The sequence below is a fragment of the Streptomyces sp. PTY087I2 genome (assembly GCF_001687325.1).
Taxonomy (GTDB): domain Bacteria; phylum Actinomycetota; class Actinomycetes; order Streptomycetales; family Streptomycetaceae; genus Streptomyces.
Window position 1 is genome coordinate 37,709 of record NZ_LZRD01000018.1, and the last position, 13,512, is coordinate 51,220.

Annotated in this window: 15 protein-coding genes and 1 pseudogene; 4 read left to right on the top strand and 12 right to left on the bottom strand. The window is 69.6% G+C overall.

Going from position 1 to position 13,512, the window contains the following annotated elements:
- Positions 1-6 precede the first annotated feature (6 nt).
- The 3 genes from A3Q37_RS20275 to A3Q37_RS20285 form a co-directional block, all read right to left on the bottom strand.
- Positions 7-1,053, bottom strand: coding sequence for a DUF5954 family protein (locus A3Q37_RS20275; RefSeq protein ID WP_065486678.1), 1,047 nt, complete (start codon positions 1,051-1,053; stop codon positions 7-9).
- A 69-nt stretch (positions 1,054-1,122) separates the two neighbouring features.
- Entirely contained in the window at positions 1,123-1,329 is a 207-nt protein-coding gene (locus A3Q37_RS20280; RefSeq protein ID WP_225679959.1) for a DUF397 domain-containing protein, read from the bottom strand.
- On the bottom strand, positions 1,326-2,183 hold the full coding sequence (locus tag A3Q37_RS20285) for a helix-turn-helix transcriptional regulator (RefSeq protein ID WP_065486906.1): 858 nt from the start codon (positions 2,181-2,183) through the stop codon (positions 1,326-1,328). Before A3Q37_RS20285 ends, A3Q37_RS20280 begins: the two co-directional genes overlap by 4 nt.
- A gap of 392 nt (positions 2,184-2,575) precedes the next feature.
- On the opposite strand from A3Q37_RS20285, the gene A3Q37_RS20290 reads away from it, so the two are divergent.
- Both A3Q37_RS20290 and A3Q37_RS20295 read left to right on the top strand, forming a co-directional pair.
- Entirely contained in the window at positions 2,576-3,562 is a 987-nt protein-coding gene (locus A3Q37_RS20290) for a hypothetical protein (RefSeq protein WP_065486679.1), read from the top strand.
- Between the two features lie 55 nt (positions 3,563-3,617).
- Positions 3,618-4,205, top strand: a complete 588-nt coding sequence (locus A3Q37_RS20295; RefSeq protein ID WP_065486681.1) for a Uma2 family endonuclease — start codon at positions 3,618-3,620, stop codon at positions 4,203-4,205.
- A 3-nt stretch (positions 4,206-4,208) separates the two neighbouring features.
- Here the strand turns inward: A3Q37_RS20295 and A3Q37_RS37885 are convergent, their stop codons facing one another.
- The 6 genes from A3Q37_RS37885 to A3Q37_RS20325 form a co-directional block, all read right to left on the bottom strand.
- Positions 4,209-4,565 (bottom strand): hypothetical protein, encoded by a 357-nt coding sequence (locus A3Q37_RS37885; protein WP_255311877.1) that lies wholly within the window; start codon positions 4,563-4,565, stop codon positions 4,209-4,211.
- Between the two features lie 260 nt (positions 4,566-4,825).
- A complete protein-coding gene (locus tag A3Q37_RS20305) occupies positions 4,826-5,419 on the bottom strand; it encodes a hypothetical protein (protein WP_065486683.1) in 594 nt (197 codons plus the stop codon).
- Positions 5,420-5,421: 2 nt separating this feature from the next.
- Complete coding sequence (locus tag A3Q37_RS20310) at positions 5,422-7,665, bottom strand: DUF6571 family protein (RefSeq protein WP_065486685.1); 2,244 nt, start codon at positions 7,663-7,665, stop codon at positions 5,422-5,424.
- A 14-nt stretch (positions 7,666-7,679) separates the two neighbouring features.
- A complete protein-coding gene (locus A3Q37_RS20315; protein ID WP_065486690.1) occupies positions 7,680-8,138 on the bottom strand; it encodes a hypothetical protein in 459 nt (152 codons plus the stop codon).
- Positions 8,139-8,245: 107 nt separating this feature from the next.
- Positions 8,246-9,094: a class I SAM-dependent methyltransferase gene (locus A3Q37_RS20320; RefSeq protein ID WP_065486692.1), complete on the bottom strand. Its 849-nt coding sequence runs from the start codon at positions 9,092-9,094 to the stop codon at positions 8,246-8,248.
- Complete coding sequence (locus tag A3Q37_RS20325) at positions 9,091-9,570, bottom strand: hypothetical protein (protein ID WP_065486694.1); 480 nt, start codon at positions 9,568-9,570, stop codon at positions 9,091-9,093. Before A3Q37_RS20325 ends, A3Q37_RS20320 begins: the two co-directional genes overlap by 4 nt.
- Before the next feature lie 203 nt (positions 9,571-9,773).
- Here A3Q37_RS20325 and A3Q37_RS20330 point away from each other — a divergent pair, with 203 nt between their 5' ends.
- Positions 9,774-10,346: a dihydrofolate reductase family protein gene (locus tag A3Q37_RS20330; RefSeq protein WP_065486696.1), complete on the top strand. Its 573-nt coding sequence runs from the start codon at positions 9,774-9,776 to the stop codon at positions 10,344-10,346.
- A 13-nt stretch (positions 10,347-10,359) separates the two neighbouring features.
- On the opposite strand, the gene A3Q37_RS20335 is transcribed toward A3Q37_RS20330, so the two are convergent.
- Both A3Q37_RS20335 and A3Q37_RS35830 read right to left on the bottom strand, forming a co-directional pair.
- Positions 10,360-10,884, bottom strand: coding sequence for an AAA family ATPase (locus tag A3Q37_RS20335; protein WP_065486698.1), 525 nt, complete (start codon positions 10,882-10,884; stop codon positions 10,360-10,362).
- 37 nt (positions 10,885-10,921) lie between these two features.
- Positions 10,922-11,566: pseudogene (locus A3Q37_RS35830) on the bottom strand (class I SAM-dependent methyltransferase); the annotation flags it as partial.
- Positions 11,567-11,671: 105 nt separating this feature from the next.
- On the opposite strand from A3Q37_RS35830, the gene A3Q37_RS20340 reads away from it, so the two are divergent.
- Entirely contained in the window at positions 11,672-12,250 is a 579-nt protein-coding gene (locus A3Q37_RS20340) for a maltokinase N-terminal cap-like domain-containing protein (protein ID WP_065486700.1), read from the top strand.
- 72 nt (positions 12,251-12,322) lie between these two features.
- Here A3Q37_RS20340 and A3Q37_RS20345 read toward each other — a convergent pair whose 3' ends face one another.
- Positions 12,323-13,480, bottom strand: coding sequence for an acyl-CoA dehydrogenase (locus tag A3Q37_RS20345; RefSeq protein WP_065486702.1), 1,158 nt, complete (start codon positions 13,478-13,480; stop codon positions 12,323-12,325).
- Between the last annotated feature and the right edge of the window lie 32 nt (positions 13,481-13,512).

The window sequence follows — 13,512 nt, forward strand, 5'->3', positions numbered from 1 at the left end:
GCGGGGCTACGAGCTGTAGGTGATGTTCCCGTGCTCGTCCATGGGGGGATGCATCTGGGAGGGGCCGTACTCGTCGACGTCGGACGGGCGCGGCGTCTCCGGTCCGTCGGGCCCGATGCGCATCATGCGCTCGACCCGGACGACCTCGAACCGCTTTCCGCGCACGAAGAGTTCGTTGGGGCGACGGCGTGCCATGAACTTCTTCGCGGCCCGTTCGTTGACGGCCGCCTCCTTCTCGTCCACCTTCATCCAGGCGGGCAGCTCCGGCATGTCCGGGAGGTCCGGCAGCTTGGGGAAGGGCCGGACGAGGTGGTCGACGAGGGCGCGCCGGGCGCCCTGCGGGGTCGAGTGCTGCCCGGTCACCATCGACCAGGACACCTCTTTGCGCTGCACCACCCGGAACGTCGTCGGGAGGAGCACGACGCCCGGGTGGGTGGTCAACGCCCTTTGGGAATCGGCCCGTACGTCGGCGGGGAAGCGCTCCGCGGTGTAGGTGAGGTGGAGCAGCCCGGCCCGGCCGATCCCCTCGCTCAGCCCGACGGCGGCCGCGTGGTCGACCACGAAGCCCTTGGTGCGGCAGGTTTCGGGGGCGTCCAGGTCCCAGCCGTCGTCGTCCGGGTCGGTGGCCCGGGGCGGCTCCAGGCTCCCGTCGCCGATCCGGGCGAACTCGTCGGCGCGCACGACCCGGTAGCGCACGCCGCACGCGGACACCTCGTTGACCTTCTCGGTCTCCAGCCGCGCCACGGCCGCCAGCAGCGACCGCCGCTCGGCGGGGTCGTCGGTCTCGTCCTTCGCCTTGAACCAGAGGTGCGAATTCAGCTCGTCCCGGACCATCTGCGGGAATCCGCTGTCGAGTTCGCCCATCAGCCGCCAGCGCGGCCGGTCCCCGCGCCGCTGCTCGGCGAGCCCGAACAGCGGCCCGCGGACGACGATGTTCGGATACTTGCGGACCGAGGCGAACGCATCCGCCTCGGTGACCTCGAAGACCGGGTCGTCGTGGTGGGTGACTCTGATCGTGAGGTGGTCCGGCGACTTCCCCGGGTGATCGTCCATGCACTCAGTGTGCCGAAGTGGGCTGCCGGTGTCAGGGTTTCCGCGGTTTCCCCCGCGAAGGCGGGTGTCTCAGCTGCCGGAGGCGTACGGGAGGAAGTCGGCCCAGGCGGCGGGGGTGAAGCCGAGCGGCGGTTGGGCGAGGTCCTTGGAGTCGCGGACGTGCACGCTGCCACGGGCGGCGGCGACCTCGACGCATTCGGGGCCGTCGTTGCTGCTGTAGCTGCTCTTGAACCACTCCAGAGCGGAGGTGTCACCGCTCGGGGTCATGCGCGTCATGTCTCTCCCAGCACTTTCTCGATGAAGGCCGTCGATTCCCGTGGGCTGAGACCCTGAGCCCGGACGAGTCCGAGCCGTTGCTCCAGGATCCGAATCTCCTTGGGGTCGAACGTCAGGCGGTTGAACAACTGCCCCTCCCAGTGTCCCACCGCAGTACCGTTCTTGAACTTGAGGAGCTGGAGCTGACCGCCCATGCCCGCATGGTCCTCGCGGTCGGTCGGCATCACCTGGATCTCGACATTCCGTAACTGCCCGATCTCCAGTAGGTGTTCGAGCTGACGTCGTAGGACGGCACGCCCGCCTAGGGGCCGCCGGATCGTCACCTCCTCCTGGACGAAGGTGAGCATGGTCAGGGGCTTCCGCTGGAAGATCTCCTGACGTGCCATGCGCGCGGCGACGTACCGTTCGATCTCGTCGGCACCGAAGGCCGGCCGCCGCATCTCGTAGAGCGCGCGGGCGTATTCGGCGGTCTGGAGCAGCCCGTGGACGTTGTGATTTCCGTACGCGCCGAGCTCGACCGCTTCCCGCTCCAGCTTGGCGAGATCCTTCACCTTCTTCGGGTACCGGGCCTCCGCCACGTCCTGCTTCATCGCGGAGATCTTGCCGCCCGCCCCCACGGCCACGTCCGTCGCGTCCAGGAACTCCGGTTTGGGGATGCGTCGTCCGCCCTCGACCTTGTAGACGAGATCCTCGCCGTACCCGATGATCGCGCCCAGTTCGGCGGCGCGCAGCCCGGCGGCCTCCCGCCAGAGTCTGATCTGCCGCCCCACGGCGGCCATCACCGCGCTGGAATCGTCGGCCGGATCGATGTCGAGGTCGAGATCGGGCTCGGGTACGCCTTCGTCAGCAGCCATGGTGGGCAGCGTAAGGACGGTGGGGCGGGCCGAGGGGCGGATCACCGGAAATCCACCCGAATTCGCTGCTCACACCGGGTCGTGCTGCCTCACGACCCGGTCGTGGCCCACCGGATCGTGGCCGGCCGCGACCTGGTGGCCCACGACGTAACTACTTAAAGAACCAAGAGAAAAAAACCCAACCCCACCCCACCTGATGCCGGTGGTCAGCTGCGGGAGGGCTCGTCACTCGCGCGGGTGAGGTTTGCCGACTGAGCTGGATTTCGGCCCGGTTGGCAGGCATATGCTCGCGCTGATCGACCTTCGATCCACCTTCAGACGTCAGACAGCCCCCGGCCGGGACGGCAATCCCGAACCGAGGGCCTAACCAACAAGGAAGCAGCATCTTCCCGATGGATACCCAGCACGATAACGCCCTGGCCCATGCCCTGGCCGGAATTCCCGCGCCTGTCCCGCCCTCCGGCGTCATTCACGTCGTGATCCCGCACACGAGCCGGTTCACGGTCGTCGGCAACCACCTCGCCCAGCACGCCGAGCTGTCCCTCGTCGCGATCGGGATCGCCGTCTATATCCAGTCGCTGCCCGCCGGAGCGGAGGTCAGCATCAAGACGCTTGCGGCCCGCTTCCCGGAGGGCGAGGTGAAGATCGCCTGCGCCCTGCGTGAGTTGGAGGCCCACGGCTATCTGCACCGCACCCGCGTGAGACTCGCGAGGGGCCGGGTCGCCACCCGCACGGTGTTCTGCAACCAGCCGGGGGCGGTGCTGCGGGGCGGGGTGGTGCCCGTGGTGGGACCCGCGGTACGTGGCGCTGGGCTCGCGCCCACTCCCGTACGGGAACACATCCGCGTACCGGAGCCGGAGCCCGTCGCCGTACCGGAGGAGCCCCGACCCGTGCCGGAGCCCGTCCCCGTACCGGAAGCGCTGCCCGCCCCGGTCCGCTTACCGGCCCGGACCGCCCCCAAGCCCCCGCGTAAGCCGCTCCCCCACCCCCGCGCGCTCACCCCGGAGCTGCGGCAGACCGCCGCCGCGTTCCTCGCCGATCTGCGGCGTCACGCGGAGGAGCTGGTGCTCTCGGAGGAGGCCGTCGAGGAGCTGGTGCCCGGGGTGGCCGCCTGGCTCGAACGGGACGCGACCACCGAGGCGCTCCGGCACGCCCTCACGGCCGACCTCCCGAAGCCGCTGAAGCACCCGGCGAGGCTCCTCAGGCACCGCCTCACGGCCCTCCTGCCGCCCCCGCTCCCCGGCATCCACGACCTGGCTCCACCACGCCGTACGCAGGTCACCCCGTTCCAGACCTGCGACGGCTGCGAACGGGCCTTCCGCTCCCACGAGCCGGGCCACTGCCGCGACTGCCGGGCCCAGTACTGGGAGGCGGCCTAGCATGAGGGGGACGATCCTGGCCGCCCCCGGGCACCGACGACGAGGAGTGGGCACGATGACCATCGCCCCGGACGACGCACGGCGTGACGCCCACCTCTACCAGGCCATGAGGGATTTCGTCGCGCATACGGACGGCGCGCTTCCCGGCAAATTCGAGATCACCCGGGAAGGGATCGTTCACGACATGATGGCGCCTGTCGGCCCTCACGAGCTCACGACGCTGCGTATCCGGAAGCGCATGGAACGAGTCATGCCGGAAGAACTGGTCGCCCACACCGGAACCCCCGACGTGGAGAGTGTCGAGCACGGCATCATGCGCCACCCCGACGTGATAGTGATCGCGGAGGCGGACATGGAGGTCGCCGGATCCGTCGATCCTCAAGCCCTCATCGCGGCGATCGAAGTGGTCTCACGGTCCAACCCGGACAACGACTGGGTGAGCAAGGTACGCGACTACCCGCTTCTGGGCGTCCCCGTCTACGCGATCTTCGACCCGCGCACCGGCTCGGGCGCCGTCCTGTCCGACATCCACCGGACCCCGGACGGGCCGCGTTACGCGACCCGTAAGGACTTCCAGTACGGCGAGGACGTCACGATCGCCGAGTGGACGATCTCGACCGACGGTCTGCCGCGGTACGCCTGACCGTCAGTCGGCGCAGTCGTACCGCTTGGCGAGCCTGGTGGCCACTTCCCGCATCACGGTCGCGTTGTTGCGCGTCGCGGTGTCCGGGTCGACGGGCGGCTCCTCTCCCCGCCTGTACAGGCGTTCCTCGTCCTGCGAGGGCACGTCGAGCGATGCCTTGACATGCGGGGCGGCCGAGCCCATGCGGGCGGCGCAGCCGGTGGGCAACGTGACCTCGGCCCGGTCGGGGAGCGCCCAGCCGGTGAACCCGGAACCGAGAGGGACGGAGCCCTTCTTCGTCCCGGGGGCGCTCCGCGTTTCCTCGACGACCAGCTTGTAGACGCCGCGCCGCTTGGCACCGTCCTGGCCGGCGCGCAGCACGTGACACTCCTTGAGCACCGGAGTCAGTGGTGCTGCCCTTGCTCTCCCACGCGCCCGCGCTGACCTCACCGCCGCCCTGGCCGTCGTCGATCAGCTCCGCCGTCTCCCGGCTGAGCGCACCATGACACAGGCTCTGCGGTAGCGGCGGCTTCTCCACGTCGTCGGGCCAGACACTCGCCACCACCACCGCCACCCCGGCGACGCCGAGCGTGATGGTCAACGGCAGCCACTTCCTGTCCATCGGTCCTTCCGGGTGACCGTCAGTCGGCGCAGTCGTACTGCTTGGTCAGGTTCTCCCCGGCCTCAAGGATCACTGTGCGCGAATCCTTCATCAGGGACGTGTAGTCCCAGTCCCGTCCGACGAGGGTGACCGGTGAGATCTTGAGGGTGACGGTGATGTATCGCGCGTCGGGCCGCTTCATCTCCTTCGCGCAGCTGTCCGGCAGCTGGATCTCGCTCTGCCGCTGGCCCACCCAGCCCGTGAGTCCGCCCTTGACGGGGGTGGCGCCCTTCGGTCGGTCGTTCAGTGTGTCGGTGGGCCGCACGTCCAGGGTGTACTGGAGCCGCGCGCTGCTCTTGTCGTCGGCGTTCTTCCGATTGACGAAGCAGATGGTGGAGAAGATCGGGTCCGCCGGCTTGGCCGCGGATCCGGAGCTGTCCGGAACAGACTCCTCGACCACGACGGCCCCGCCCTTGCCGTCCTGGATCAGGCCCGCGGTCTGCTCGGTCAGCATTCCGAGGCACAGATTCTGCTCGCGCAGCTCCTTGAGCTCCGTCGGCCAGAAGTGAACCGTCGCGACGACCGCCGCCGCGACGACGAGCACGGCGGGCAGGACCAGGTGCTTCTTGTTCATGGCTACGGCTGTCCCATCTTCTTCTGGGCGTCCTCGATGCCGTACTGGTACCAGTTCTCGGCAGCCGCCTGGAGATGGTCCTCGTACTCGCCCGGGCTGGCGTCCAGCTCGTCCTCCGTGAGGCCCTTGCTCATCGCCATCTTGCGCATCATGGCGTCCATCTGCTGCTCGCCGTTCTCGAAGTGGTCGACCATGTTGCGGCGGGTCTCGGCGTCGACCTTCGCGTTCAGATCGTTCATGTACGCGGCGGTACCGACGTCGACCGCGCGCTGGACCGCATCGCCGACGACAGGGATGCCCGTCAGGGGTGCGCCGATGGCGTGGTAGTTCATCATCTTGTTCCAGCCGTTGGCGTCCTTCTCCGCCTGGCCCAGGTCGTAGATGACATCGCCGCGCACGCCGTCGAGGTGGCCGAGCACCGACGCGGACTGCTTGACCCACGCGCGGAGCTCCGCGTCCTCCTGGCGGTACGAACTCGCCGGGTAGTCCTTCATCCCCTCGGCGATCACCACCGTCTGCGACTGGTGCATGACACCGAAGGCCTTGGGGTCCTCCGCGGCACCGCGCATGATGCGGAGGAGGTCACCCCGCTCGACTTCCAGGTTGTTGAATTCGGTGGGCCCGTCCATCTTCTTGCCGAGTATCTGGTGGACGTCCGAGGCGTAGTCCCCGATCATGCCGCCCACGCTCGTGCGCATGGACAACGGCACTGAACTCTGGTTCTCCGACGCGTCCTTGCCGCTGTACTCCTTGAGAACCCGCTCGAAGATCGCGGTCTCCGCCTTGTCGTGGTGGGCGGGCGGAGCGTGCAGCGGACTGCCCGGCTCGCGACCGGTGGCCCCGGCCTCCAGAGCGGCGCCCAGCTCGGTGCGGGCCGAGGTCTGCTTCAGCTCGTCGGGCATCTTGTCCTCGACGGCGCCGCCGGGCCAATCCCGGTCCTCCAGGAAGTACTTGAGGTTGTCGGTGGTGTTCGGGTCGAAGTAGTGGGTGGAGGCGGACGGGTTGCGGCTCATGGCGTTCAGCAGACCCTTCATCGGGTCCTCCTGTGTGCCCTGCCAGTTCTTCATGACGCCGTCGTAGGCGTCGTCGTTGTCCGTCTCCCAGTCGCGGATGGTGTCGCCGACCTCGGTCAGGAAGGCCTCGCTGTAGACCGGGTCGCCCTTGTCCTTGTCGTACGGGGAGGCCTTCTCGTCCTTCGGGTCGTACGGCTTGTCACCGGCGTCCGCCGCCATCAGGTCCGTGAGGTTCTTCAGGGACGCGGCGCCGCCACCGATGGCCCCGGGGTGCTGGCGGGGCAGGCCGTTGCCGTCGCGGGCCGTGGTGATGAGCTTGTCGGTCCAGGCGGAGGTGACCCCACCGGGCGTACCGATCGAGGAGTCGGGTCCGGTGGCGGTGGCCAGGGAGCCGGACAGGGCCTTGTAGAGGCGGGCGTCGGTGCTGGAGAGCTGGCCGTCGCGGCCGCCCGACTCCAGGCTGCTGGCGAGGAGCAGGACAGCTTCCTGCTGGTCGCGGCCCCGGTAGCTGAGGTTCAGCATCAGCTGCTCGGCGAAGGCCGGTGAGTCCTTGCCCTTCTCGACGAAGTCGAGGAGCTTCTCGCGCTCCTCGTCGTTGAGGTGCTCCCAGCGAGCGTAGAGCTTGGCGGACTCGCGCCCGTTCTCCCCCTGCTGCTTCTCCTCGGCACGCGCCCTCTTGGCGTCGGCTATGCCGTTGAACTCGGTGCTGCCGAAGTCGTTGGGGTGGTTGCGTATCAGTGCGCGCAGGCCCCAGGCGCACAGCTCGTCGGCTTCGTCGGCACGCTTCAGAATGCCTTCGAGCTTGCTCCGCAGCGCCTCGAACTGGGCCTCGGTGGCGATGGGGTCGGTGCTGTCCTTCGAGCGCCGGTCGGGGTGCACCCGATGGCTGAGAACGCCGTTGGGGTGGATGATGATGCCCGGCGGGGGGTTCTCGTACGCGTGCTTGAGGTCGTCCTGGGCCGACTTGAAGAGGCCGTGGGCGTCCTTGAGGAGGTCACGTACGGACTCCGCCTCGATGACCGCGTCGTCGAATTCCTTGGCGGTCTTGGTGACGAACTCCTTGGTGACGGTGGCGTTCTCACCCTTCCACGTGGACTTGTCGGCCTTGGACTTCATCGCCTTGGCGTCGTTCTGGAGAGGGGTTTTCAGCTTGCCGATCATCTCGGTCCACTGGGTGACCGCGGTCTCCATCGGGCCGAGGCGGGCGGTGAGGAGCTGCTCGAAGGTGGGCACGGTGGCGGCTCTCCTTACCGGAAGTACTTGTTGAGCTGGGAGGCGGGGACAGCGCCCTCCGCACCCGGCGGGAGGGGGCCGACGATGCGCAGCTGCGTCTCGAGCCACTCGTCGTCGGACTTTCTCGCCTTCTTCGTGTAGTCGAGGTGGTTGGAGATGTGGGCGCATGCCTGGAGGAGGCTCTTGACCTGCTTCTCCCAGGTCCCGATCACTTCGGTGAACGCCGCACCGGTCGTGAACCCGTCGCCCGTGAGGCCCTTGGACGCCGTCTCGCTCGCCGTCTTCGCGTGCTTGCCTGTCGGCTCCAGGTTGTTGAACAGGCCGAACGCGGCGTGACCGATGCCCCCCAGCTCGTCGTCCTTGACCACGTAGTCGGCCGATCCCTTGGTCCCGGAGCCACCGTTGCCCCCGACCTGGTTCAGCCTCATCGCGGCGGCGGCCTTGAGCTCGCCCCACTCCTGTTCGAACGACATGCTCCACACCCCGTGTACTACCTAGAGAATCGTTTCGCGCGCGTCACCCTACCTGTGTGATGAAACGATCTCCATCGTCGATCTCCGCCCGCTCTCCGCCCGCTCTCCTACGCCCTCCCGTGCGCCAGCAGGGCCACGTGCGGCAGCGCCAACAGGCCGTCCCGCGTGCGGAATTCGGCGCTGAGGCCGTCGTACGCGCGCCGGGCCGCCGCCAGCCCCTCCGCGCCGCCGCTGTTGAGGACCTGCCCGATCGCGCCGATCCCCTGCTCGGCCCCCGCCCACCAGGTGCCCGGGTCGCAGCGGTGCTCCCAGGCCACCTCGGAGCACTCCGCGCCCAGGAGTCCGGCCGCGTCGAGCAGGGCCGCCAGCCCCTCCTTCGTACGGGGGAAGTCGTCCTCCGGCGCGAGCGCGGGGAGCCAGGCGGGGCGGGTCAGGCCGACGGCTTGGGCGGCTCGGCCGATCAGGGTCTGGCCGGGGGCTCCGGGCGAGCGCCAGATGGTGACCGCGATCCGGCCGCCGGGGCGGGTGATCCGGCGGAGTTCGGTGAGGGCGGTCAGGGGACGGCCCACGTGGTTGAGCACGAAGTTGCCGACTGCGGCGTCGAACGTGTCGTTGGCGTAGGGCAGTTCGGGGAGTCGGGCGATGTGTGGGGTGACGCCCGGTACGGCTCGGCGGGTCGCGGCCACCATGCCGGGGTCGGCGTCGGCCGCGTACACGGACGCTCCGCGCGCGACGGCCGCCGCGCTCACGGTTCCGGTGCCGCAGCCCACATCGAGGACGCGGGTGCCGGGCCCCGCCTCGGCGGCGTCGAGGAGGGCCGGCGCGGGGTAGGCGCAGAGGCGGGCGTAGGTACGGGCGTAGGCCTCGGCCCGGCCGGACCAGATGCGGCGCTCGGCGTCGTCGAAGGGGGTGGTCGCGGAGGCGGTGCCATCGGTCACGTCGATCACGTCGATCACGGGGCGATTCCCTTCGGTTCGAGTTCGGCGAAGTCCTCGTGCAGGGCGTCGAGATGGCGGCCGGTCGGTGCGCCCGCCGCGTTCAGCTCCGCGAGCCGCCAGCTCGGCAGTTGCGCCTCGATCTCGGCGGGAAGCGAGCCGTCCGCCGGGTCCGCCAGGGCGTACAGCACCCCGAACGCGGTCTCCCTGGCGACCTCGCGGGCCAGCGCGCCGAGGTCCTCGGGGGTGAGGCCGGCCGCGAGGGCGCGATCGACGGCGTCGGCCGCAGCCCCGTCGGCGCGGTAGGCGTCCACCCACTGCCGGGCGGCCGTGCCCCAGGCGTCGACGTCCTGCCACACCGTCCGCAGCAGCCGGTAGCGGGCGAGCTGCGGCAGCCCCTCCTCGGCCTCGGACTCCGCCCAGTCCCGGGCGTCGGCATCCGCGCCCAGGGCGCTGAAGAGGGCGGTCAGCCTGTCGAGTTCGGTCGCTTCGGTCATGGGGAGGGAGGCTACCGGCCGGGGGCGGGAGGCGGTCGGCCGTGGGCGGGACGCGGTCGGCCCCTTCCGACCGGGCCGGCCGACGCGGCTCGGAGGCGTAGGAGCGATGAGTTTCCGTCCGGCACGCGGTCAGTACATCCGTAAGAGTGAGAAGCGATACAGGGCGCCGAACGGGGCCCGCGACGACACAGCCAGGAGACCTGATGCGCACCCTGATCAGCACCGCCTTCATTTCGCTCGACGGTGTCATGGAGGCCCCGGGCGGCGAGCCCGGCTACCGGAACTCGGGGTGGACGTTCAAGGACATCGAGTTCCTGCCGGAGGCGTACGAGCTGAAGGCCCGGGAACAGGACGAGGCCGCGGCCCTGATGATGGGCCGGGCCAGTTACGAGGCGTTCAGCCCGGTGTGGCCGGGCATGGAGGAGTTCACCGGGTACAAGGCGATGCCGAAGTACGTCGTCTCCACCAAGCTGACCGACGGCGACCTGGTGTCCGACTGGGGTGAGACCACCATCCTGCGGTCGCTCGACGAGGTCGCCGCGCTGAAGGAGACCGAGGGCGGCCCGATCATCGTGCACGGCAGCACCGAGCTGAACCGGAACCTCGCGGACGCCGACCTGATCGACCGGTACCACCTGCTGGTCTTCCCGGTCTTGCTCGGCGCGGGCAAGCGCCTGTTCAGCACGACGGACAAGGACCAGCAGAAGCTGAAGCTGGTCGAGCACGAGGCGTACGCGAACGGCATCCAGAAGAACGTCTTCGAGGTCGTCCGCTGACGAGCCGGGCAGGTCAGCCGGTGCGTACCCCGCGCAGGACGGTCTCCGCCACCTCGGTGGGCAGGACACCGGTCGTGTCCACCACCTGCGCCTCCCGGCGGAGCCACGGCAGGGCCCGCTCGTAGTCGGTCAGGTGGTCCAGGCGCCACTGCTCGGCACCGGCGCTCTCGGGCTTGGTGTCGGTCTCGATGCGTTCGACGAGGGTGTCCCGGTCGGTGTGGAGCAGGAAGTGGTGCACGGGGATACCGGCCTTCGCCAGACCGTCGTGGATCTCCCGCCAGTACGCCTCGACCAGCACGGTCTGGGTCACCACCAGCGTGCCGCCGACGTGGTCGAGCACCTGCCGCGCGGTCTCCACGACCAGGCCCCGCCAGGGCGGGAAGTCCTGGAAGTCCTTCTCCGGGACGCCGAGGACGTGCCGGAGCATCCAGCCGACCGTCTCGGTGTCGAAGAGCCGGGAGTCCGGAAGGAGCGAGGTCACCTCCTTCGCGGTGGTGGTCTTGCCCGCGCCGAAGGTTCCGTTCAGCCAGATGATCATCGGTCCACCCTAGGGGACGCGTACGGCCCTCGGCAGGACGCTGATGCCAGACCAATGTGTAGCGCCAGAACAGACGTCGGCGCAGCCGGGCGCCGGGCAGAACGCGGCGCGCCTCACGGGCGATCTCGGCGAAGCTCATGGCCGCCGGACGGGTCGGGGCCGTCATGGAGTCCGGCCGTGGCACCCGGCGCCCCTTGTTCTTGATCCATGCCATGGCGATGTTCAGCGGGATCGCGACGGCGCCGAGAAGGTGATCGCCGGGAGACTCCGCCCGGGCGACGCCGACGACGACCAGGGTCCCGCCCGGCGCCAGGTGCCGGCGGAAGTGGGTGAGAGCTTCGGAGAACGGCATGTGGTGGAGGGCGGCGACGCACGTGATGACGTCGTAGGGCCCGGGCGGTATCTCCGCCGGCGCGTCTCCGGCGGTGAACGTCACAGGGACGGCCGGGCCCGTGAGTTCCCGGGCCTTCGCGACGATGGCAGGGTCGGCGTCCAGGCCTCGCACGGCCGTGGCTCGCGTGGCGAGGAGCCTGGCGAGGTCTCCGCTGCCCGATCCGACGTCCAGGGCCCTGGCGAAGCGCCGGGGGACCTGCCGCATGATCCAGGGGTGGTAGTGGGCGTTATGGTCCCACGGGTGGACGCTGTGGAATCGGTCGATGGCCCGGAGGGCACGGGTCGTCATGGTCACCACGGCACGAGTCCATCATCCTGCGAACGTGACGGCCAGAGGGCCCCCGGCCCAAGTCCACGGCCGAAGACCGACCACACCCGACCACAGGGAGCTCGCATGGCATTCATCCACCGCACCACCATGTCGCCCGGCAAGCTGGAGCTCATCACCGGCTGGCTGCCGAAGCAGAGTTGGTACGCGGGCACCGGCGGAACGCCGGACCTGGTCAACGCCGGCGGGTTCCGGCTGGACGATCCGGAAGGCGCGGTCGGGATCGAGTTCATGGTCGTGGTGGACTCCGCCGGGCCGGAGCCGGTGGCGTATCTGGTGCCGCTGAGCTACCGCGACGCGGCGCTGGAGGGCGCACCCGACGCGGCGCTCCTCGGCACCTCCGAGCACGGCGTGCTCGGCACCCGATGGGTCTACGACGGCGCCCACGACCCGGTGGTGGCGGCCCAGTTGAGCGCCCTGCTGCGGGGCGAGGCGAACCCGCAGCATCAGAGCCTGAGCGACACCCCCGACCCGACCGTCATCGTCCACGGAGCCGCTGCCGACCAGGAGTCCGACGTCCGGATCAACCGCGTCCTGCGGGCCGGGGAGGACGAACAGCCGTCGACACCACACCTCGTCGCTGGCTGGACCTGGCCCGACGGAACGCCCGCGCGGGGCGTGTTCGCGGTCGCCGCTGCGCGGTAGGGGGCGTACGCGAACGGCCCCCGGCGGGGTTCGCCGGGGGCCGTCGTGCAAGAGGCGCTGTGCGGAAGGCCGTTACGGCAGGTTGCGGGCCATCACGATGCGCTGGACCTGGTTCGTGCCCTCGTAGATCTGGGTGATCTTGGCGTCGCGCATCATGCGCTCGACCGGGTAGTCCCGCGTGTAGCCGTAGCCGCCGAGCAGCTGGACGGCGTCCGTGGTGACCTCCATCGCGACGTCCGAGGCGAAGCACTTGGCCGCCGCGCCCTGGAAGGTCAGGTCGGCGTCGCCGCGCTCCGACTTGGCGGCGGCCGCGTACGTGAGCTGGCGGGCCGCCTCGATCTTCATCGCCATGTCCGCGAGCATGAACTGGATGCCCTGGAAGTCCGCGATCGGCTTGCCGAACTGCTTGCGCTCCTGGACGTACCCCTTGGCGTAGTCCAGCGCGCCCTGGGCGATGCCGAGGGCCTGGGCCGCGATCGTGATGCGGGTGTGGTCCAGGGTCTTCATCGCGGTGGCGAAGCCCGTGCCCTCCTCGCCGATCATGCGGTCCGCGGGGATACGCACGTTGTCGAGGTAGACCTCGCGGGTCGGGGAGCCCTTGATGCCGAGCTTCTTCTCCGGGGCGCCGAAGGAGACGCCCTCGTCGGACTTCTCGACGACGAACGCCGAGATGCCCTTGGAGCGTTTGGTCGGGTCGGTGACCGCCATGACCGTGTAGTACTCGGAGACGCCCGCGTTGGTGATCCAGCGCTTCACGCCGTTGAGCACCCAGAAGTCGCCGTCGCGCACGGCCTTCGTCTTCATGCCCGCCGCGTCGGAGCCGGCGTCCGGCTCGGACAGCGCGTACGAGAACATCGCGTCGCCCTTGGCGAGCGGGCCCAGGTACTTGGCCTTCAGCTCCTCGGAGCCGGAAAGGATCACCGGGAGCGAGCCGAGCTTGTTCACGGCCGGGATCAGGGAGGAGGAGGCACAGACGCGGGCCACCTCCTCGATCACGATGACCGTGGCGAGCGCGTCCGCGCCGGCCCCGCCGTACACCTCCGGGACGTGGACGGCGTGCAGGTCCGACGAGACCAGGGCGTCCAGCGCCTCCTGCGGGAAGCGGCTCTCCTCGTCGACCGCGGCGGCGAAGGGGGCGATCTTCGACTCGGCGAGCGCGCGGATCGTCTCGCGGAGCATGTCGTGCTCCTCGGCCGGACGGTACAGGTCGAAATCGGTCGAACCCGCCAAGACGCTCACTCCCCAGATGCTAACTACCGTTA

What these genes read in the sequence shown, in the direction of transcription:
- A3Q37_RS20280 (WP_225679959.1), bottom strand. Translation starts at nt 1,329, where the DNA reads ATGACGCGCATGACCCCGAGCGGTGACACCTCCGCTCTGGAGTGGTTC.
- A3Q37_RS20285 (WP_065486906.1), bottom strand. Translation starts at nt 2,183, where the DNA reads ATGGCTGCTGACGAAGGCGTACCCGAGCCCGATCTCGACCTCGACATC.
- A3Q37_RS20315 (WP_065486690.1), bottom strand. Translation starts at nt 8,138, where the DNA reads ATGTCGTTCGAACAGGAGTGGGGCGAGCTCAAGGCCGCCGCCGCGATG.
- A3Q37_RS20305 (WP_065486683.1), bottom strand. Translation starts at nt 5,419, where the DNA reads ATGAACAAGAAGCACCTGGTCCTGCCCGCCGTGCTCGTCGTCGCGGCG.
- A3Q37_RS20325 (WP_065486694.1), bottom strand. Translation starts at nt 9,570, where the DNA reads ATGACCGAAGCGACCGAACTCGACAGGCTGACCGCCCTCTTCAGCGCC.
- A3Q37_RS20275 (WP_065486678.1), bottom strand. Translation starts at nt 1,053, where the DNA reads ATGGACGATCACCCGGGGAAGTCGCCGGACCACCTCACGATCAGAGTC.
- A3Q37_RS20295 (WP_065486681.1), top strand. Translation starts at nt 3,618, where the DNA reads ATGACCATCGCCCCGGACGACGCACGGCGTGACGCCCACCTCTACCAG.
- A3Q37_RS20290 (WP_065486679.1), top strand. Translation starts at nt 2,576, where the DNA reads ATGGATACCCAGCACGATAACGCCCTGGCCCATGCCCTGGCCGGAATT.
- A3Q37_RS20330 (WP_065486696.1), top strand. Translation starts at nt 9,774, where the DNA reads ATGCGCACCCTGATCAGCACCGCCTTCATTTCGCTCGACGGTGTCATG.
- A3Q37_RS20335 (WP_065486698.1), bottom strand. Translation starts at nt 10,884, where the DNA reads ATGATCATCTGGCTGAACGGAACCTTCGGCGCGGGCAAGACCACCACC.
- A3Q37_RS20340 (WP_065486700.1), top strand. Translation starts at nt 11,672, where the DNA reads ATGGCATTCATCCACCGCACCACCATGTCGCCCGGCAAGCTGGAGCTC.